This is a genomic window from uncultured Aquincola sp. (assembly GCF_964001545.1).
Taxonomy (GTDB): domain Bacteria; phylum Pseudomonadota; class Gammaproteobacteria; order Burkholderiales; family Burkholderiaceae_C; genus Aquincola.
Map to the genome: position 1 here is coordinate 1 of NZ_CAXFDV010000384.1, position 18,648 is coordinate 18,648.

Annotated in this window: 14 protein-coding genes, 1 tRNA gene and 1 pseudogene; 11 read left to right on the forward strand and 5 right to left on the reverse strand. The window is 69.1% G+C overall.

Annotation, left to right across the window (positions count from 1 at the left end; all coding sequences use genetic code 11):
* Positions 1 to 538 (reverse strand): SDR family NAD(P)-dependent oxidoreductase (locus ABNT58_RS13100; protein WP_348753914.1); only part of this gene is annotated, 538 nt, incomplete at its 3' end.
* Positions 539 to 597: 59 nt separating this feature from the next.
* On the opposite strand from ABNT58_RS13100, the gene ABNT58_RS13105 reads away from it, so the two are divergent.
* The 3 genes from ABNT58_RS13105 to ABNT58_RS13115 all read left to right on the forward strand — a co-directional run bounded on the left by ABNT58_RS13105 (position 598) and on the right by ABNT58_RS13115 (position 4,223).
* Positions 598 to 1,467, forward strand: a complete 870-nt coding sequence (locus ABNT58_RS13105) for an alpha/beta hydrolase (protein WP_348753915.1) — start codon at positions 598 to 600, stop codon at positions 1,465 to 1,467.
* Between the two features lie 41 nt (positions 1,468 to 1,508).
* On the forward strand, positions 1,509 to 3,695 hold the full coding sequence (locus tag ABNT58_RS13110; RefSeq protein ID WP_348753939.1) for a bifunctional (p)ppGpp synthetase/guanosine-3',5'-bis(diphosphate) 3'-pyrophosphohydrolase: 2,187 nt from the start codon (positions 1,509 to 1,511) through the stop codon (positions 3,693 to 3,695).
* 102 nt (positions 3,696 to 3,797) lie between these two features.
* Positions 3,798 to 4,223 (forward strand): hypothetical protein, encoded by a 426-nt coding sequence (locus ABNT58_RS13115; protein ID WP_348753916.1) that lies wholly within the window; start codon positions 3,798 to 3,800, stop codon positions 4,221 to 4,223.
* Here the strand turns inward: ABNT58_RS13115 and ABNT58_RS13120 are convergent.
* Genes ABNT58_RS13120 through ABNT58_RS13130 form a run of 3 tightly spaced genes read right to left on the reverse strand, consistent with a single transcriptional unit; the run spans position 4,174 to position 7,611 of the window.
* Entirely contained in the window at positions 4,174 to 4,887 is a 714-nt protein-coding gene (locus ABNT58_RS13120) for a GntR family transcriptional regulator (protein WP_348753917.1), read from the reverse strand. The two genes, ABNT58_RS13115 and ABNT58_RS13120, sit on opposite strands and share 50 nt — an antisense overlap.
* Positions 4,884 to 6,266 (reverse strand): aspartate aminotransferase family protein, encoded by a 1,383-nt coding sequence (locus ABNT58_RS13125; protein ID WP_348753918.1) that lies wholly within the window; start codon positions 6,264 to 6,266, stop codon positions 4,884 to 4,886. The genes ABNT58_RS13120 and ABNT58_RS13125 overlap by 4 nt, the downstream gene beginning before the upstream one ends.
* A gap of 10 nt (positions 6,267 to 6,276) precedes the next feature.
* Positions 6,277 to 7,611, reverse strand: a complete 1,335-nt coding sequence (locus ABNT58_RS13130; protein ID WP_348753919.1) for a glutamine synthetase family protein — start codon at positions 7,609 to 7,611, stop codon at positions 6,277 to 6,279.
* A 224-nt stretch (positions 7,612 to 7,835) separates the two neighbouring features.
* On the opposite strand from ABNT58_RS13130, the gene ABNT58_RS13135 reads away from it, so the two are divergent.
* Positions 7,836 to 7,912: transfer RNA gene (locus ABNT58_RS13135), tRNA-Val, on the forward strand.
* Positions 7,913 to 8,142: 230 nt separating this feature from the next.
* Positions 8,143 to 8,877, forward strand: coding sequence for an IclR family transcriptional regulator (locus ABNT58_RS13140; RefSeq protein ID WP_348753920.1), 735 nt, complete (start codon positions 8,143 to 8,145; stop codon positions 8,875 to 8,877).
* A 13-nt stretch (positions 8,878 to 8,890) separates the two neighbouring features.
* On the opposite strand, the gene ABNT58_RS13145 is transcribed toward ABNT58_RS13140, so the two are convergent.
* On the reverse strand, positions 8,891 to 9,859 hold the full coding sequence (locus ABNT58_RS13145; protein ID WP_348753921.1) for a helix-turn-helix domain-containing protein: 969 nt from the start codon (positions 9,857 to 9,859) through the stop codon (positions 8,891 to 8,893).
* A 187-nt stretch (positions 9,860 to 10,046) separates the two neighbouring features.
* Here ABNT58_RS13145 and ABNT58_RS13150 point away from each other — a divergent pair, with 187 nt between their 5' ends.
* The 6 genes and pseudogenes from ABNT58_RS13150 (at position 10,047) to ABNT58_RS13175 (ending at position 18,624) form a co-directional block, all read left to right on the forward strand.
* On the forward strand, positions 10,047 to 11,474 hold the full coding sequence (locus ABNT58_RS13150; RefSeq protein WP_348753922.1) for an aldehyde dehydrogenase family protein: 1,428 nt from the start codon (positions 10,047 to 10,049) through the stop codon (positions 11,472 to 11,474).
* Between the two features lie 61 nt (positions 11,475 to 11,535).
* Positions 11,536 to 12,924 carry a DUF1329 domain-containing protein gene (locus tag ABNT58_RS13155; RefSeq protein ID WP_348753923.1) on the forward strand — a complete coding sequence of 463 codons (1,389 nt, stop codon included), beginning with the start codon at positions 11,536 to 11,538 and terminating at the stop codon, positions 12,922 to 12,924.
* A 27-nt stretch (positions 12,925 to 12,951) separates the two neighbouring features.
* Entirely contained in the window at positions 12,952 to 14,598 is a 1,647-nt protein-coding gene (locus ABNT58_RS13160) for a DUF1302 domain-containing protein (protein ID WP_348753924.1), read from the forward strand.
* Between the two features lie 7 nt (positions 14,599 to 14,605).
* Positions 14,606 to 16,952, forward strand: a pseudogene (locus ABNT58_RS13165) (efflux RND transporter permease subunit).
* A gap of 5 nt (positions 16,953 to 16,957) precedes the next feature.
* Entirely contained in the window at positions 16,958 to 17,965 is a 1,008-nt protein-coding gene (locus tag ABNT58_RS13170) for a YCF48-related protein (RefSeq protein ID WP_348753925.1), read from the forward strand.
* Between the two features lie 80 nt (positions 17,966 to 18,045).
* Positions 18,046 to 18,624 carry a cytochrome b gene (locus ABNT58_RS13175; RefSeq protein ID WP_348753926.1) on the forward strand — a complete coding sequence of 193 codons (579 nt, stop codon included), beginning with the start codon at positions 18,046 to 18,048 and terminating at the stop codon, positions 18,622 to 18,624.
* Positions 18,625 to 18,648: the final 24 nt, after the last annotated feature.

The window sequence follows — 18,648 nt, forward strand, 5'->3', positions numbered from 1 at the left end:
AGATGGCATTGGCGGTGACGCCGGTGGTGGCGGTTTCCAGCGCCAGCGCCTTGGTGAAGCCCAGGATGCCGTGCTTGCTGGCCACATAGGCCGACTTCTGCGCCGAGGCCACCAGCCCGTGGGTGCTGGCCACGTTGATGATGCGGCCCCAGTTGCGTTGCTTCATGCCCGGCAGCGCATGCCGCGTGGTGTGGAAGGCCGAGCTCAGGTTGATCGCGATGATCGCGTCCCACTTTTCGGGCGGAAAGTCTTCCACCAGCGCCACGTGCTGGATGCCGGCGTTGTTGACCAGGATGTCCACCGCGCCGAACTCGGCCTCGGCCGCGCGCACCATGGCCTCGATCTCGGCCGGCTTGCTCATGTCGGCGCCGTGGTAGCCCACCTTCACGCCCAGCGCTTCCACCTGCGCCTTGGGGCCCGCATGGTCGCCGAAGCCGTTGAGCATGATGTTGGCGCCCTGCGCCGCCAGGCGCAGCGCGATGCCCAGGCCGATGCCGCTGGTCGAGCCCGTGACGAGGGCGGTCTTTCCTTTGAGCATTCAAGATCTCCGTGAGGGGGTTGCTACGATGCATTATCAAACGCAGGAGGGACGCCTTCATGACCACCGAACCCGTTCTCAAACACGTGCAATGCCTGGGCAGCCGCGGCCTGCATCGCATGGCGTATTGGGAGTGGGGCGACGCCCGCAATCCGCGGGTGCTGGTGTGTGTGCACGGCCTGACGCGCCAGGGCCGCGACTTCGACGTGTTGGCCCGGGCGATGGCCGATGAATACCGCGTGGTGTGCCCCGACGTGCCCGGCCGTGGCCACTCCGACTGGCTGGCCGACCCCACCGGCTATGCGGTGCCTGCGTACGTGGCCAACATGGTCACGCTGCTGGCCCGGCTGGACGCCCAGCAGGTCGATTGGGTGGGCACCTCGATGGGCGGGCTGATCGGCATGGGCCTTTGCTCGTTGCCTGGTGCGCCTGTGCGGCGGCTGGTGCTCAACGACATCGGCCCGGCCATCGACTACGAAGGCCTGGCCCGCATCGGCACCTACGTGGGCAAGCCGGCGCATTGGCGCACCGAGCAGGAAGCGGCCGACGCCTTGTGGGCCATCTCGCAAGGCTTCGGCCCGCATTCGCCCGAGCAGTGGCTGACGCTGACGCGGCCACAGCTGCGCCCCGATGGCGAGGGCTTCAAGCCGCATTACGACCCGGCCATCGGCCTGGCCTTCCAGCACATCACGCGCGAGAACGCCGCCGCCGGTGAGGCCATGCTGTGGGCCGCGTACGACGCCATCGCCTGCCCCACGCTGCTGCTGCGCGGCATGCAAAGCGACCTCTTGAGTGCCGCCACCGCCCAGGCCATGAGCGGCCGCGGCCCGCGTGCGCGGCTGGTTGAATTTGAAGGCGTGGGTCATGCGCCCACGCTGGTGCAGCCCGAACAAGTGAAGGCCGTGCGCGATTTCCTGTTGTCCCCGTGAAGAGCCACGCCCCCGAGATCACCACCGACGACGCGGCCACCATCGTTCGCCTGGCCGACGTTTCCGACGAACTGGATGCCAAGCACCGCGCGCGCGCCTTCGCGCAGCCGCTGCTGCAAGGCGAGTTGCTGGACACCGGCGAAGACGCGCTCGGCCATGCCGATGGCGTGGCCGCGATCCTGCACGACATCGGCGCCTCGCCGGCGATGCAGGCCGCGGCCTACCTGGTGTATTCGGCCGACTTCCTGCAGCGGCCCGAAGAGGTCATCGCCAAGGCCTTCGGCGCTTCTTATGCCGGGCTGGTGGTGCACACCAACAAGCTGGTGCAGATCCAGCGCGCCGCCCGCGAGGCGCGGCTGGCCGTGGCCGACCGTGCGGTGCAGACCGAGCGCGTGCGCAAGATGCTGCTGGCCTTCTCGCGCGATCTGCGGGTGGTGTTGCTGCGCCTGGCCTCACGGCTGCAGACGCTGCGCTGGTATGCCGCCTCGCGTACGCCGTGCCCCGAGGCCCTGGCACAGGAAACCCAGCAGGTGTTTGCGCCGCTGGCCAACCGCCTGGGCATCTGGCAGATCAAGTGGGAGCTGGAAGACCTCTCCTTCCGCTTCCTGCGGCCGGATGAATACAAGCGCATGGCGAGGCTGCTCGATGAAAAGCGCATCGAGCGCGAAGCCGGCGTCGAGGCCTTCCGCCAGCAGCTGGCCGACCAGTTGCACGCCGCCGGCCTGAAGGCCGAGGTGCAGGGCCGGCCCAAGCACCTCTACAGCATCTGGAAGAAGATGCAGGGCAAGGGCCTGGACTTTGCGCGTGTGTTCGATGTGCGGGCCATGCGCGTGATCGTGGCCGACATCCCGGCCTGTTATGCCGCGCTGGCCCATGTGCAGCAGCGCTACCGCGTGGTGCAGGGCGAGTACGACGACTACATCGCCAAGCCCAAGCCCAACGGCTACCAGTCGCTGCACACCGTGGTGCTGGACGACGACGGCCGCACGGTGGAAGTGCAGATCCGCACCCGCGCCATGCATGAGTACGCCGAGTTCGGCGTGGCCGCCCACTGGGCCTACAAGGAAGCCGGCACCAAGGGCTATGCCGGCGTGTCGGCCGCCGGGGCCGACGACGAGCGGGTGGCCGAGGCCCGGCGTTCGGTGCTGCGCCAGCTGCTGGCCTGGGAACGCGACTTCGCGGGCCAGGTGGCGGCCGATGCGGCCGGGCAGGGCGACGAACGCATCTACGTGTTCACGCCGCAGGCCGCGGTGATCGAGCTGCCGGCCGGCGCCACGCCGGTGGACTTTGCCTACACGCTGCACACCGACCTGGGCCACCGCTGCCGCGGCGCCAAGGTCGATGGCGTGATGGTGCCGCTGAACACGCCGCTGGCCAACGGCCAGACGGTGGAGATCAATGCCATCAAGGAAGGCGGGCCTTCGCTCGACTGGCTGAACCCCGAGCTGGGCTACCTCGCCAGCTCGCGCGCCAAGACCAAGGTGCGCGCCTGGTTCAACGCGCTGGCGCAGTCGCAGACCATCGCCAAGGGCCGCGAACTGGTGGAAAAGCTGCTGCAGCGTGAAGGCCGCACCGCCATCAAGCTGGAAGAGCTGGCCTCGCGGCTGGGCTTTCGCAGCGCCGATGCGCTGTTCGAGGTGGTGGGCAAGGACGAGTATTCGCTGCGCAACATCGAGCAGCTGCTGCGCCCGGCGGCCGACCCGCCCACGCCCGACGAGATCGTGGCGCTGCGCCGCTCCAAGGGCGACGGCAGCACGCCGCGCGGGGGCGTGCTGGTGGTGGGCGTGGATTCACTGCTCACCAACCTGGCGCGCTGCTGCCGGCCGGCACCGCCCGATGCCATCGGCGGCTTCGTCACCCGCGGCAAGGGTGTGGCGGTGCACCGGGTGGACTGCACCAATTTCCGCAACATGCGCGCCCAGCAGCCCGAGCGGGTGATTCCCGTCACCTGGGGCGTGGGCGAGGGCGCCCGCGGCGAAGCGGCCGTCTACCCGGTGGACGTGGTGGTGGAAGCCGCCGACCGGCCGGCGCTGCTGCGCGACATCTCCGAAGTGTTCGCCAAGGAAAAGATGAACGTGACCGGCGTGCACACGCAGTCGGTCAAGCATGTGCGTGGCGGCACCGCGTGGATGACCTTCACCGTGGAGGTGAGCGACGCCGCCCGCCTGGCCGCGGTGCTGGGGCAGGTGGCGCGGGTGTCGGGCGTGCGGCACGCGCGGCGCAAATAAGGTGAAGGCTGCGGCCGGTCCACAGGGTTTACCGGGAGGGAACCAGCGCACCGGCCGCCACTCCATGCCAGGGTCCTGTTGCCACCCTGCCTGGAGACGACGATGCCGAATGTCCTGCCCGCCCCCAAGGAAGCCCTGGCCCGTTCATTGGCGATGATGGTCGCCGCCAATGGCCGCATCGATGCGAAGGAACTGGACGTGCTGGACACGCTCGGGGCTTTCGGCCGGGTGGGCGTCAGCCGCCAACGCTTCATCGACATCGCCTGCGACTGCGTGGCCGAGGTGGGGGCCTACCTGTGCGACCGCTCGTGGCTGTCGGTCGACCATGTGCGCTACCTCAACACGCTGCTGGACGCCGTCACCGACACGCAGGACCGGCTGCTGCTGTGCCGGCTGGCAGTGGCGGTGATCACCGCCGACGGCCAGGTGAGCCAGGACGAGCGGCTGGTCTACGACCATGCGCTGGCGCGCTGGCGCATCAGGCAGTCCGACGTGTCGCGCGCGATCCTGGCAGACCCGGTGAACTGACCGTTTCGTTCTTGAGCATCTGCCGCACGAACTGCCCGGCCACGAAGATGTCCTGCTCGACCGCGCGGCGCACGGCTGCGCTGTCGCCGGCCTGCAGGGCCTTCATCAGCGCCTCGTGCGCGTCGTTGAGCACCCCCGCCGCGGCCGGGGTGTCGAAGAGGCGATTGCTCACCGGCCCGGCCTTCAGCCACAAGGTGTCGATCAGCCCGAACAGCAGCGGCGAGCCGGCGGCGCGGTACAGGATGACGTGGAAGTCTTCGTTGGCGGCCAGGTAGTCGTCGGCGTCCTGGCGGGCCAGGGCCTGGTCCATGCGCTCGCACAAGGTCTGCAGCTCGGCGCGCTGGGCCGCTGAGAGGCGCAGGCTGCCGCGCTCGGCCGCTTCGCCTTCCAGCAGCATGCGCATCTGCAGCAAGTCGTCGAACTCGGGCACCGACAGGCGCGGCACGGCCACGCCGGCGTTGGGCACGTTCACCAGCGCACCCTCGGCCGCCAGCCGCTGCAGCGCGGCGCGCACCGGCATCTGGCCCACGCCCATGGCCGCGGCCACGTTGCGGATCTTCAGCCGCTCGCCGGGCAGGAAGCGACCCACCGTGACCCACTGCCGCAGCGTGCGGTAGATGCTGTCCTGCTGGGTGGTGCTGGCTTCGGTGTTGTCGTCGCTCAAGCCGCTTCTCCGCCGCACACCGCCGCCAGCACCTCGCTGAATGCATCGAGCAGCCGCTGCACCTGGGCCGGCGTGGTGTCGGGGCACACCAGCATCATGTTGTGGAAGGGTGTGATCAGCACGCCGCGGTTGAGCAGGGCCAGGTGCAGCGCATGCTCCAGCGCGGCGTCCATCGCCGCTTCGGCCTGGCTGCCGTTGCGCGGCGGCTGCGGGCAGAACTGGAACTCGACCCGCGCGCCCACCTGGGTGACGCACCAGGGCAGGTCGTGATGGGCGATGGCGGCGCGCAGGCCGTCGGCCACCTGGCCAGCCAGCGCATGCATGCCGGCGAAGGTGGCCGGCGTCATCAGCTGCGTGAGCGTGGCGCGCATCGCGGCCATGGCCAGCAGGTTGGCCGTGAGCGTGGTGCCGATGCCCGAATGGCCGGGCGGTGCGGCGCGCTTGGCCGCTTCGGCCCGCGCGGCCAGCTCGGCAGTGAAGCCGTAGGCCGCGCAAGGCATGCCGCCGCCCAGCGCCTTGCCCACCACCACCGCATCGGGCTGCAGGCCGTGGGCGCGGCCGTAGCCGCCGGGGCCGCTGCTCAAGGTGTGGGTTTCGTCCAGCACCAGCAGGCTGCCGTGGCGGCGGACGATGCGCTGCGCCTCGGCCCAGAAACCGGGCTCGGGCAGCACCATGCCGATGTTGGTCATCACCGGCTCGGCCAGCACGCAGGCCACGTCGCCGGGGGCCAGCGCGGCTTCCAGCGCGGCCAGGTCGTTGAACTCCACCACCCGGGTGGTGGTGGTCAGGTCGTGCACCTGGCCCAGCAGGCTGGCGCGCTGCACCGGCTGGCCGTGCACCAGGTCGACGAACACGTCGTCCACGGTGCCGTGGTAGCAGCCGTTGAACACCAACAGCACCTGGCGGCCGGTGGCCGCGCGCAGCCAGCGCAGCACGAAGCGGTTGGCATCGGTGGCGGTCATCGCGAACTGCCAGCGCGGCAGGCCGAAGCGCTCGGCCAGCAGCTCGCCCACCACGGCCGCGTCTTCATTGGGCAGCATGGTGGTCAGGCCACGGCGGGCCTGCGTGGCCAGAGCCTCGGCCACCGGGGCGGGCGAGTGGCCGAACATGGCGCCGGTGTCGCCCAGGCAGAAGTCGGCCAGGGTGTGGCCGTCGGCATCGGTCAGCGTGGCGCCGCGGGCTTCGGCCACCTGCAGCGCGAACGGGGTCGACCAGTCGTTCATCCAGTGCAGCGGCACGCCGAACATCAGCTGCGGCGCGGCGCGGTCCGACAGCGCGCGGCAGCGCGGATGGCGCTGCACATAAGCCTCGCGTTCACGCGCCAGCAGGGCCTGCACGCGGGCGGGTGGCACGCCGGTGGGGTGGGTGGGGTGCGTCATCGCGGGGTCCTTACACGAGCAGCAGCAGGTGTTCACGCTCCCAGGAGCTGATCACCCGGTTGTAGGTGGCGTATTCCAGTTCCTTGACCGCACAGAAGGCATCGACGAAGGTCTCGCCGAGCATCTCTTTGATCGGCTCGCTGGCCCGCATCGCGCGGATGGCGTCTTCCAGGTGGCGCGGCAGTTCATGGTCCACGGCCCAGGCGCTGCCGACGGTGGGTTCGCTGGGTAGCAGCCGGTCGCGCATGCCCAGGTAGCCGCAGGCCAGCGTGGCGGCCATGGCGAGGTAAGGGTTGGCGTCGACGCCGGGCACGCGGTTCTCCACCCGGCGGGCGGCGGGCCCGGACTTGGGCACGCGGATGCCGCAGGTGCGGTTGTCGTGACCCCAGCGCACATTGATGGGCGCCGACATGTAGGGCGCCAGCCGGCGGTACGAGTTGACGTAGGGCGCCAGCATCGGCATCACCTGCGGGATGTAGGTCTGCAGCCCGCCGATGAAGTGCTGGAACAGGTCGCTGGCGCTGCCATCGCGGTTGCTGAAGATGTTGCGGCCTTCGCCGTCGTTCAGGCTCTGGTGGATGTGCATCGCGCTGCCGGGCTCGCCCTCCATCGGCTTGGCCATGAAGGTGGCGAACACGCCGTGGCGCAGCGCCGTCTCGCGCACCGTGCGCTTGAACAGGAACACCCGGTCGGCCAGGTCCAGCGGGTCGCCGTGGCTGAAGTTGATCTCCATCTGGCCCGGGCCGGCTTCGTGGATCAGCGTTTCCACGCCCAGCTGGTGCTGGTCGCAGAAGGACGACAGCTCCATGAAGAAGGGATCGAAATCGTTGACGGCATCAATCGAATAGCTCTGGCGGCCCACCTCCGGCTTGCCGGTGCGGCCCAGCGGCGGCTGCAGCGGCTCATGCGGGTTCTGGTTGCGGGCCACCAGGTAGAACTCCATCTCGGGCGCCACGATGGGCTGCCAGCCGCGTTCGGCATACAGCGCCAGCACCCGGCGCAGCACCGCACGCGGCGAGATCTGCACCGGCTGCCCGCCCCATTCTTCGCAGTCGTGGATCACCACGGCCACTGGCTCGGCCGCCCACGGCACGATGCGCACCGTGGCCGCATCGGGCTTGCACACCATGTCGGGGTCGGTGTCGCCCACGTAAGGCCCGTTGTCGGGCTGCTGGCCATTGACGGTGTTGAGCAGCACGCTCTTGGGAATGCGCATCTCGCCCGAGGCCATGAACAGGTCGCGCGGGAGGATCTTGCCGCGCGCGATGCCGGTCATGTCGGGTATGACGCACTCCACCTCGTGGATGCGGTGCTGGGTGAGGAAGGTGTGGAGAGGGTCGGACATGGGCGCTGCCGTATGTTTTGTGATCACAAATATACATGCCAGCGCCACGGAGGCGGATGAAACAGCATGATGTGATCTCAAATTCAGCGGTCTTCCGAACGAACGCCGGCATGCCGCCGGCGACGTGCCAGCGCTTGATCCTGCGGCCGGCCCCGGCGTCAGCGCATAAAAGTCGAAAAAGCTTGCGCACCTGAAAAACCGTCTGCTATAGTCGTGGGCTGAACAGGCGCGTAGCTCAGCTGGTTAGAGCACCACCTTGACATGGTGGGGGTCGTTGGTTCGAGTCCAATCGCGCCTACCAAATTTGGTAGGGAAACAAGCACTTAGCGGAGACGCTAGGTGCTTTTTTCTTTGCGGTACGAAAGAGCGGTTGTGCGGCACCAACGGCGCCCGCCGCGGGGGTGGCCACCGCTCGGAGATCTGCCGGTTCGTGGCCGCCGTGGCCCTGTGTAGACTGGGGCCAGTTCCACATTCTGAGATTGCCGGCACGTGTGTCGGCAACCCGCACCGCTCGTGTCCAGCCTGACCCGCATGCTCTCCGTCCTCGACCTGTTCTCGCGGGACCACACCACGATGACGGCCGAACAGATCGCCGAGGCCCTGTCGCTGACGCGGACCACCTGCTACCGCTACACCCGCGAATTGAGCCTGGCCGGCCTGCTGGTCAGCCATGACGGGCATTTCATGCTGGGGCCGCGCATCATCGAGCTGGACCACCGCATGGTGCAGGCCGATCCGCTGATCAACGTCGGCGGGCCGGTGGTCAATGCGTTGGCCGTGGCGGTGGGGGCCACGGGCCTGCTGACCACCACCTACAACGACAAGGTGGTCAACGTGTACTCCTACAGCGGCTCGTCGCAGCCGTTGCCGATGTCCTTCGGGCGTGGCACCACCATGCCCACCTTCCGCTCGTCCACCTCCAAGATGCTGCTGGCGATGATGAGCCGCGGCCGGCTGCAGCGCCTCTTCAACAAGCATGCACAGGATCCCGACTGCCAGGCCATCGGCAGCACCTGGCTCGACTTCTGGCGGGCGCTGCAGGAGATCCGCCAGCAAGGCTACGCCGTGTCGCTGGGTGAGTTGAACCGGGGGCTGGCCGGCCTGTCGGTGCCGGTGAGCTACGGCAGCGGCGAGCTGGCCGGCTGCATGTCCCTGATCTTTGCGCGCGCCCAGTTCAACCGCTTCGACGTGGCCGTGCTGGCGCCGCGGCTGGTGGCCGCGGCCGACCAGATCGCGCGCTCACTGTCCTCCGTGGCCGGGCGCTGAGCACTTCGTTCATTCAGGAAGACAGGGCATGCTGCCGCCGGCCGGCCCGTGCCGTGCGTGAAGGCAGCTCGCCGAACAGCGCCTGGTAGTCGGCCGCGAAGTGGCTCAGGTGGTAGAAGCCCCAGCGGCCGGCGGCGTCGCCCACCGTCAACTCGTCGGCCCGGCTGCCCAGCAGCTCGCGCCGCACGCCGTTGAGCCGGATGCTGCGGATGTAGTTCACCGGCGTGGTGCCCGTCACCGCACGAAAGCTGCTTTGCACCGTGCGGCGGCTGATGCGCAAGCGCTGGCACAGGTCGAGCACCGAGGGAGGTGTCCTGGGTTCCGCCACCGCCATCTGGTGGCACTTCTCGACGATGAAGCTGCCCGGTGACGAGGGCAGCTTCTGCCGCCGGTCCACCGCCGGATCGGCCAGCAGGCAGGTCAGCTCTTCGAACAGGTGCTGCTCCATCTCGCATTCCAGCGGCGCTTCATCGTCGCCATCCGCCATGGGCAGGAAGCGGCCCAGCAGCGCCAGCAGGCGCTCGCGGCTGCGCATCAGCCGCTCGCGCGGCACGCGGATCACCGGCTGGCGCAGCCACGCCTGCAACTCGCGGCCCCAGGGCGATGCATCCAGGCTGCGGGCAAAGCTCTCGCGGTCGAGGGTGATGGACAGCAGGTCCATGCCCGGGGGCATGTGGAACATGAAGTCTTCGCCGCCCTTGAGCACGAACACGCAGTGCTCGTCGGCCTCGCGGCCCTGCATGCGGGTGGGGCCGGGCACCGCCAGCGGCAGCGCAAAGCACACCCGGTCGCGCGGTGCCTGGCCCTGCTGCACCAGTCGCTGGTTGATGTGCTCGCGGAAGAACTGGAAGCGCCGCCCTTCGATCCGTTGCAGCGAGCTGCGCACCAAACCAGGCGTGATCTGGTGGTAGGTCTGGTCCCAGGCGGGAACGGATGCCGCATGGAGGTGCACGTCTTCGAACTGCTCGGTGGTTTGCTTCATGGCGTGTGACTTCAGTGAATCCCGTTTTGCGGGATCGCAAGAAGTGTGCGCGCTGTCCCTGGCCCTGAGAACCAAGGAAACCCGCGACCGGCGCGCGGGGCCACCTGCTGATTTGGGCTAACGCGCGCTGCGGTGCCGCCACTGAAATGCAGGCCGTGGCCGATGGCCCCCCAACCTGCGAAGCACCATGCCCGACTCCTTCCAGCATTTCATCGACGGCCAGGCCGCCGAGGCCAGCGACGGCGGCCGCCTGCCGTTGATCGACCCCGTGACCGAAGCCGAGTACGGCAGTGCCGCGCGTGGCACTGCCAGCGACGTGGACCGCGCCGTGCAGGCTGCGCACCGGGCCCTGAAGCACGGCCCCTGGCGCCAGCTGTCGGCGCCGGCGCGTGCCCGCCTGCTGCTGCGGCTGGCCGACCTGGTCGAGCGCGACGGCGACCTGCTGGCCGACATGGACGCCCGGGCCATCGGCCGCTCACCGATGGAGCCCCGCATGATGGACGTGCCGAACGCGGTGGCCAACCTGCGCGCCGCCGCGGGCTGGGCGAATGCGCTGGAAGGCCGCACCGTGCCCACAGGCGGCTACATGGGCACCCGCACCTTCGCCTACACGGTGCGCGAACCGGTGGGCGTGGTGGGCGCCATCGTGCCCTGGAATTCGCCGCTGATGATCCTGACCTGGAAGCTGGCGGCGCTGCTGGCGGCGGGCTGCACGGTGGTGGTCAAGCCCTCGGAAGAAACACCGCAATCGGCGCTGCATGTGGCGCGCCTGTGCCAGGAAGCGGGCCTGCCCGACGGCGTGGTGAACGTGGTCACCGGCGTGGGCGAGGTGGTGGGCCGGGCGCTGTGTGAACACCCGCTGGTGGCCAAGATCAGCTTCACCGGCAGCCCCGAAGCCGGGCGTGAGGTGCAGCGCAGCGCCGCACCGCTGTTCAAGCACGTGGCGTTGGAACTGGGCGGCAAGAGCCCGCAGATCGTGTTCGACGACGCGCCGTTCGAAGACGCGGTGCGCGGCTGTGCGATGGGGCTCTTCGTCAACCAGGGCCAGGTGTGTGCGGCCGGCTCGCGCATCCTGGTGCAGCGCGGCGTGGCCGAGCGCTTCGTGCAGGCGCTGGCGCAGGCGGCCACGGCCGTGACGCCGGGGCCCGTGGCCAAGCGCGCGCAGATGGAGCGGGTCAACCGCTTCATCCAGTCGGGCATCGACGAAGGGGCGCGGCTGGCGGCCGGCGGCGTGTCGCAGCCGGAGCGCGGCTGGTTCGTGCGGCCCACGGTGTTTGCCGAGGCGCGCAACGACATGACCATCGCCCGCGAAGAGATCTTCGGCCCGGTGGGCACGGTGATCCCGTTCGACACCGAGGCCGAGGCCACGGCGCTGGCCAACGACTCGCGCTACGGGCTGGCGGCCACGGTGTGGACCTCGGACCTCACCCGTGCCCATCGGCTGGCCCATGCGCTGGAAGTGGGGGCGGTGGGCATCAACTGCTGGAGCCCGCTGGACGCCAACCTGCCCTGGGGCGGCGTCAAGACCAGCGGCCTGGGCCGCGAAGGCGGCTTCGGCGGTGCGCTGGCCTACACCGAAGAGAAGGTCGTCACCCTGCTGATGCCCGACGCCTAGGCCCCGCCCACCACACGTTCTGCGCCTGCCTTTCATCACCCCCACTGCGGGAGCCACTGCCATGAACATCTCCGTCCGCCGGGCCAGCCCCTGGCTGGCTGCATTCACCCTGGCCTGCCTGGGCGTGTGCCCGCCGGCCCAGGCCACCGACGCCAGCGCGCTGGACAAGCTCACGCCTTCGGGTGCCACGCGTGAGGCCAGCAAGGACGGCAGCATCCCCGCCTGGGAGGGCGCGGTGCCGCCCCTGCCCGGTTACGAGTGGGGCAAGCTGCGCCGCGACCACTGGAAGTACAAGGACGACAAGCCGCTGTTCACCATCGACGCCTCCAACGTCGACCAGTACGCCGACCGCCTGTCGGCCGGTCAGGTGGCCATGCTCAAGCAGCGCAAGGACTACCGCATGGACGTGTACCCGACGCGCCGCACCTGCGGCGTGCCGGACTTCGTGGCGGCCAACACGCGCAAGAACGTGGGCACTGCGCGGCTGAGCGAAGACGGCTGGAGCCTGAAGGAAGCCACCGTGCCGGGCTACCCGTTCCCGCTGCCGGACAACGGCCTGCAAGCCATGTGGAACGCCAAGATGCGCTACCGCGGCGTGGGCATCGACTACAAGGCCACCATCACCGCCGTCTCGCCGCGCCGCGGCAGCACCGAATGGATCCGCGCCGACTCCGAGCAGACCTTGTTCATCCCCAGCGGGGCCAAGGGCAGCACCGCGCTGTCGTCGCTGCCGCCGGTGGAGTTCTTCGTGTACTTCGCGTACACGGCGCCGGCTGCGCTGGCGGGGCAGGCGCTGGCCGTCTCGCAGTTCATCAACCAGGCCGAGAACGAGACCTTCTACTACTTCCCCGGCCAGCGGCGGGTGCGGCGCATGCCCACGTATTCGCACGACTCGCCGCAGATCGGCATGGAGAACCAGTACACGCTGGACGAGCCCAACGTGTTCAACGGTGCGCTCGACCGCTTCGACTGGAAGCTGGTGGGCAAGCGCGAGATGCTGGTGCCCTACAACGCCTTTGGCGCCTACGACTTCAAGGCGAAGTTCGAGGACGTGGCGCGGCCCGACTTCATCGCGCCCAGCCACCGCCGCTATGAGCTGCACCGGGTGTGGGTGGTGGAAGCCACCGTCAAGGCCGGCATGCGCCACTCCGCGCCCAAGCGCACCGTCTACCTGGACGAGGACAGCTGGGCGCCGGTGATGATGGACGACTTCGACGGCCAGGGAAAACTGGCCAAGCTGCGCGAAGGCTTTCCGGTGCCGGTGTTCGAGACCGGCTCCTGCGACGTGATGGCGATGGTCCAGTACAACGTGCAGGAGGGCCGCTACGTGTTCGACACGCATGCGGTGGGCGTGGGCAAGGACGCACGCTGGGTGACCGAGCCCAATGGCCCGCGCTTCAAGCCGGGCTTCTACACCGCCGACAACCTGCGCGCCATCAGCGAACGCTGATCGCCGCCCGCCCGCAAGGAACGCCCCATGCGCGACATCTCCACCCCTGTGCGCTGCAGCGTGGCTGCAGCCGCCGTGCTCGCCTGCACGCCCGCTGCCCAGGCCTTCCGCTTCGAGGCGGGGGGCATCCAGGGCAACTTCGATTCCACGCTGACCGTGGGCACCGGCATCCGCGTGAAGGACCGCGACTGCACCCTCATCGTGCAGGGCGCCAGCGGCAGCGGCGCGCCGGCCGGCTGCCTGGCGGCCACCTCCGCGCTGGGCGACCAGGGCGACCTGAACTACGCCCGCGGCGATGCCTTCACCACCTACCTCAAGGGCAACCACGAGCTGCTGCTCAAGCTGCCCGGCGAGGTCACGGCCCTGGGCCGCGTGAATTGGGTGCGCGACTTCACCGCCACCGACACCACCGGCCAGCTCAGCGCCACCAGCCCGCCGCTCAGCGACGGCCTGGCCGGCGATGCGCGGCGCGACCTGCGCTTCAAGGCCCGGGTGCTCGACCTGTGGGTGAGCAAGACCTTCAGCGTGGGCGAGCAGCAGCTGCGCGTGCGCGCCGGCAACCAGGTCATCAGCTGGGGCGAAAGCCTGTTCCTGCCAGGCGGCATCAACGCCACCAATGCGGTGGACGTGATGCGTCTGTCGCAGCCCGGCACCCAGCTGAAGGAGGCGGTGCTGCCGGCGCCCATCGTCAGCGTGGCCTCGGGCCTGGGCGAGGGCTTGAACATGGAGGCGTATGTGCAGGCGCACTGGAATGCCAACTACCTGCCGCCCACCGGCAGCTACTGGTCCACCGCCAACGGCATGGGCAAGGGCCATGCGGCCTACGGCCTGGTGGACGGCAAGGCCTCCAACGGCGGGCAATGGGGCCTGGCGCTGAAGTACCAGCCCAAGGGCACGCAGCTCAACCTGGGTGCCTATGCGCTCAACTACCACGACAAGGCGCCCAACTTCAGCGTGAACGCGGGCGGCGCCGGCGTGCCCGGCTGGGCCTATGCGGAAAACCGGCGTCTCTACGGGCTGAGCGCCAACCTGCCCGTGGGCGACTGGGCGCTGGGCACCGAGCTGTCCTACCGGCCGCGCGACGCGGTCTCGCTCAACTCGGCCACCACGGGCTGTGCCTCGCAAGGCGGCAACTGCTGGGTCGACGAGAAGAAGCTGCAGTGGCACCTCACCGGCCTGCTGAGCCTGTCGCCCAGCACCGGCGGTGGCCTGCTGCGGCTGCTGGGCGCCGACACCGCCACCTTCATGGCCGAAGCGGTGGTGGTGCGCTACCCGAAGCTCAAGCGCTTTTATGGCGACGACCCGATCTCGGCCGGGGCCTGGGGCTGGGGCAAGGAATTCGACCCCGCTGCGCCAGCACAGCCGGTGGGCAGCAAGACCACCTGGGCCTACAACTTCGACTTCAGCTGGGTGTACGACGGCACGCTGATCGAAGGCTGGCAGGTGGTGCCCGAGGTGTACTACTTCCAGGTGGTCAAGGGCCGCACGCCCAACGGGGCGGGGCAGTTGATGGAGGGTGCCAAGTCGGTCAACCTGACGGTGAGCTTCATCCAGAACCCGGCGAACTGGCAGGCCGCGATCAACTACGCCGCCTTCTTCGGCGGCAGGACGGTGTTCGACCAGCCGCTGCGCGACCGCAACTTCGTCGGCCTCACGCTGTCGCGCAACTTCTGAGGCCGCCATGTTGCGCATCGAGCACTTCGTGTTCCGCCACCGCGGCCCGCTGCTGGCGGTGCTGCTGGCCTTCACGGCCGTGATGGGCTGGTTCGCCCTGCAACTGCGCATGGACGCCGGCTTCGACAAGCAGATGCCGGTGGGGCACGAGTACATCGACACCTTCCGCACCTACCGCGACGACGTGCTGGGTGCCAACCGGCTGACGGTGGTGGTGCGTGCGCGCAGCGGCTCGATCTGGACCCCCGCCGCGCTCAAGCGCCTGTATGAGGTGACGCAGGCGGTGAGCTACCTGCCCAATGTCGAGCGCCTGGGCGTTCAGTCGCTGTGGACGCCCAACAGCTTCGTCAACGAGATCACCGAAGAAGGCTTTCGCGCCGATCCGCTGATCGACGGCACCACCACACCCGAGGCCCTGCAGTCCGACACCCATCGCCGCCATCCGCAGCGCCACGCGGCAAGGCGGCTACGTGGGCACGCTGGTGTCGCGCGACGAAACCAGTGCCATGGTCACGGCCGAGCTGATCGAGGTGGGCGCCGATGGCGCGAAGCTGGATTACGTGGCCTTCAACCACCTGCTGGAGCAGCAGATCCGCAGCCGCTTCGAGGACGCCGACTTCGAGATCCAGATCATCGGCTTTGCCAAGCAGATCGGCGACATTGCCGACGGCGCGCAGTCGGTGCTGCGCTTTTGCGCGGTGGCTCTGGTGCTCACCGCGCTGGCGGTGTACTGGTACTGCCACTCGCTGCGTTTCACGCTGCTGCCCATCGTGTGCTCGCTCACCTCGCTGGTGTGGCAGTTCGGCACACTCAGGCTGCTGGGCTTCGGGCTCGACCCGCTGGGCGTGCTGGTGCCGTTCCTGGTGTTTGCCATCGGCGTGAGCCACGGGCTGCAGCAGATCAACTACATCGTGCGACAGATCGCAGCCGGGCACGACAACTTCACGGCCTGCCGGCAGAGTTTCTCGGGGCTGCTGATTCCCGGCACGCTGGCGCTGGTCACCGCGCTGGTGTCCTTCATCACCTTGCTGCTGGTGCCCATTCCGATGGTGCGCGAGCTGGCCATCGCCGCATCTCTGGGCGTGGCCTACAAGATCGTCACCAACCTGGTGATGCTGCCGGTGGTGGCCTCGTACTTCCGGGTGGACAAGGCCTTTGCCGAACGGGCCGTGCTCAAGCGCGAGCAGCGCTCGGGCTGGCTGCGGCAGCTGGCACGGGTGGCGCAGGGCCGTCATGCGGTGGTGGTGGTGCTGCTGTCGGCCGGCGTTTTCGGCCTCGCGGTCTGGCAGAGCCGCGACCGCGTGGTGGGCACGCTGCAGCCCGGCGCGCCCGAGCTGCGGGAGGACGCGCGCTTCAACCGCGACGCGGTGGCCATTGCCGGCAGCTACGACACCGGCCTGGACTGGCTCACCGTGGTGTTCGAAGCGCCGCCCGACAGCTGCGACAAGGTGAACCTGGCGCTGGCGCAGGACCGCTTCGTGTGGGCAATGGAGCCGGTCGAGGGCGTGCTGTCGGTGTCTTCGTATGCCGGCCAGCTGCGGCTCTACAACGAGGGCTACAACGAAGGCCAGCCCAAGATGAACGTGGTGCCGCTGGATGCCGGCAACGTGGCGGCGCTGTCCACCGAGATCGCGCGCATCCGCGGGATGATGCGCAAGGACTGCAGCATGACGGCGGTGCACCTCTTCCTCACCGACCACCAGGCCACCACCATCCGGCGGGTGGTGGATGCCGTCAAGCAATTCAGGCAGCAGCAGGCGCTGCCCGGTGTGAACATCCGGCTGGCTTCGGGCAATGCCGGCGTGCTGGCCGCCATCGACGAAGAAGTGGAGCGCAGCGAACTGCCGATGATGCTGTACGTGTACGCCTGCATCGTGCTGCTGGTGCTGCTGGTCTACCGCGACCTGCGGGCGGTGGTGGCCTGCTGCCTGCCGCTGACCATCGCCACCTTCATCGGCTACTGGTTCATGAAGGAGCTGCAGATCGGCCTGACCGTGGCCACGCTGCCGGTGATGGTGCTGGCGGTGGGCATCGGCGTCGACTACGCCTTCTACATCTACAACCGGCTGCTGATGCACATGGCCGAGGGCCAGCCGATCGAGCAGGCCATCGAGCAATCGCTGCTGGAGGTGGGCATGGCCACCATCTTCACCGCCATCACGCTGGCGGTGGGCGTGGCCACCTGGTCGTTCTCCGACCTCAAGTTCCAGGCCGACATGGGCAAGCTGCTGGCCTTCATGTTCATGGTGAACATGGTGATGGCGATGACCACGTTGCCGGCCGTGGCCGTGGTGCTGGAACGCCTGTTTCCGCGCCGCCAGCCCGTGCGTGCCACCCGCCTGCAACACCACTGAACATCATGCGTCGACTGCTCCAGTTCCTGCTGACGGGCTGCATGGCCGCGGCCGCCTGCCACGCCCCTGCGCAGCCGCCATTGCCGGCCGAGCCGCTGCTACGGCCCGCGGTGCTCAGCCCCCATGCGCTGCAAGGCGCGGTGCTGGCCAGCGCCCGTGCGGGCAACCGCCTGGTGGCCGTGGGCGACCGCGGCATCGTGCTGCTGTCCGACGACCAGGGCCGCAGCTTCCGGCAGGCGGCGGCGGTGCCGGTGGACCTGATGCTCACTTCGGTGAGCTTTGCCGACGATCGGCACGGCTGGGCCGTGGGCCACGGCGGCCTGGTGCTGGCCACGCAGGACGGTGGCGAACACTGGACGGTGCAGCGCCAGGACCTGCAGGCCGATCGGCCACTGTTCGCGGTGCACTTCTTCGACGCGCAACACGGCGTGGCCGTGGGCCTGTGGTCGCTGATGCTGGTCACCGATGATGGCGGCGCGCATTGGCGCAGCGTGAGCCTGCCCGCGCCACCGGGCGCCACCAAGGCCGACCTCAACCTGTTCAGCCTGTTCGCCGACGCGCAGGGTCGTGTGTTCGCGGCCGGCGAGCGGGGCATGGTGCTCACGTCCACCGACCGGGGTACCACCTGGGCCTATGCCGCCACCGGCTACAAGGGCTCGCTGTGGACCGGGGCGGCGCTGCCCGGCGGCGTGCTGCTGGTCGGCGGCCTGCGTGGCTCGCTCTACCGCAGCGCCGACGGTGGCCGCAGCTGGGCGCGGGTGCCGGTGGACGCCCGGTCGTCCATCACCCAGATCGTGGCCGAGGGTGACCGCGTGCTGGCGGTGGGCCTGGACGGGCTGATGCTGCGCAGCGACGACGCCGGCCGCAGCTTTGCCATTGAGTGGCTGCCGGGCCGCGCCGCGCTCACCAGCCTGAGCCTGGTAGTGGGCCGCCGTCCGGTGCTGTTCTCCCGGCAGGGTCCCGTGGCGACCACATCGGTCACGGCGGCCACGGAGGCAGCGCAGGTGCGTTGAGCCTGCGGCGGCGGCCTCATGCGTCTACCATCGCGCCCCGTTTCGACGGGGCTTTCCCGTTCTCCAGCTTCTTGATCGCCGTGAAAAATCCTGGCTCCGTCCTTCCTTCCTCCACCGCTGGCCAGCGCTACGCCGGCAGCTTGCGCGCCGTTCACTGGCTGCGTGCGCTGGTGGTGCTCGGCACCCTGTCCGCGGGCCTGTTGATGGTGAATCTGCCCGACGACATGGCCGTCAAGTTCGAGCAGCTCTATCCCAACCACAAGCAGTTCGGCGTGCTGGCGCTGCTGCTGGTGCTGCTGCAGCTGGTGCTGCGCTGGCGCCGCGGCGTGCCGGCGCTGCCGCACAGCCTGCAACCTTGGGAACGCCGGCTGTCGCACCTCACCCATGGCCTGATGTACCTGCTGCTGGTGCTGGTGCCCTTGATGGGCTACGCCATGTCCAGCAGCTTCACGCAAAGCGACGGCGTGCCGTTCTTCTTCTTCGGCCACCTGCCCGAGCTGCTGCCCAAAAACGACGCGCGCTTCGAGGTGTTCCAGCTGCTGCACCGCTACCTGGCGTGGACGCTGCTGGCGCTGGTGGTCATGCACGTGGCCGGCGCGCTCAAGCACCGCTTCTTCGACGCCGACCCCGACAGCGACGTGCTGCGCCGCATGCTTTGAAAGGTCAGCGGCGTGCCGGCTGCC

What these genes read in the sequence shown, in the direction of transcription:
- ABNT58_RS13145 (WP_348753921.1), bottom strand. Translation starts at nt 9,859, where the DNA reads ATGAAGCAAACCACCGAGCAGTTCGAAGACGTGCACCTCCATGCGGCA.
- ABNT58_RS13155 (WP_348753923.1), top strand. Translation starts at nt 11,536, where the DNA reads ATGAACATCTCCGTCCGCCGGGCCAGCCCCTGGCTGGCTGCATTCACC.
- ABNT58_RS13140 (WP_348753920.1), top strand. Translation starts at nt 8,143, where the DNA reads ATGCTCTCCGTCCTCGACCTGTTCTCGCGGGACCACACCACGATGACG.
- ABNT58_RS13130 (WP_348753919.1), bottom strand. Translation starts at nt 7,611, where the DNA reads ATGTCCGACCCTCTCCACACCTTCCTCACCCAGCACCGCATCCACGAG.
- ABNT58_RS13160 (WP_348753924.1), top strand. Translation starts at nt 12,952, where the DNA reads ATGCGCGACATCTCCACCCCTGTGCGCTGCAGCGTGGCTGCAGCCGCC.
- ABNT58_RS13170 (WP_348753925.1), top strand. Translation starts at nt 16,958, where the DNA reads ATGCGTCGACTGCTCCAGTTCCTGCTGACGGGCTGCATGGCCGCGGCC.
- ABNT58_RS13115 (WP_348753916.1), top strand. Translation starts at nt 3,798, where the DNA reads ATGCCGAATGTCCTGCCCGCCCCCAAGGAAGCCCTGGCCCGTTCATTG.
- ABNT58_RS13125 (WP_348753918.1), bottom strand. Translation starts at nt 6,266, where the DNA reads ATGACGCACCCCACCCACCCCACCGGCGTGCCACCCGCCCGCGTGCAG.
- ABNT58_RS13150 (WP_348753922.1), top strand. Translation starts at nt 10,047, where the DNA reads ATGCCCGACTCCTTCCAGCATTTCATCGACGGCCAGGCCGCCGAGGCC.
- ABNT58_RS13105 (WP_348753915.1), top strand. Translation starts at nt 598, where the DNA reads ATGACCACCGAACCCGTTCTCAAACACGTGCAATGCCTGGGCAGCCGC.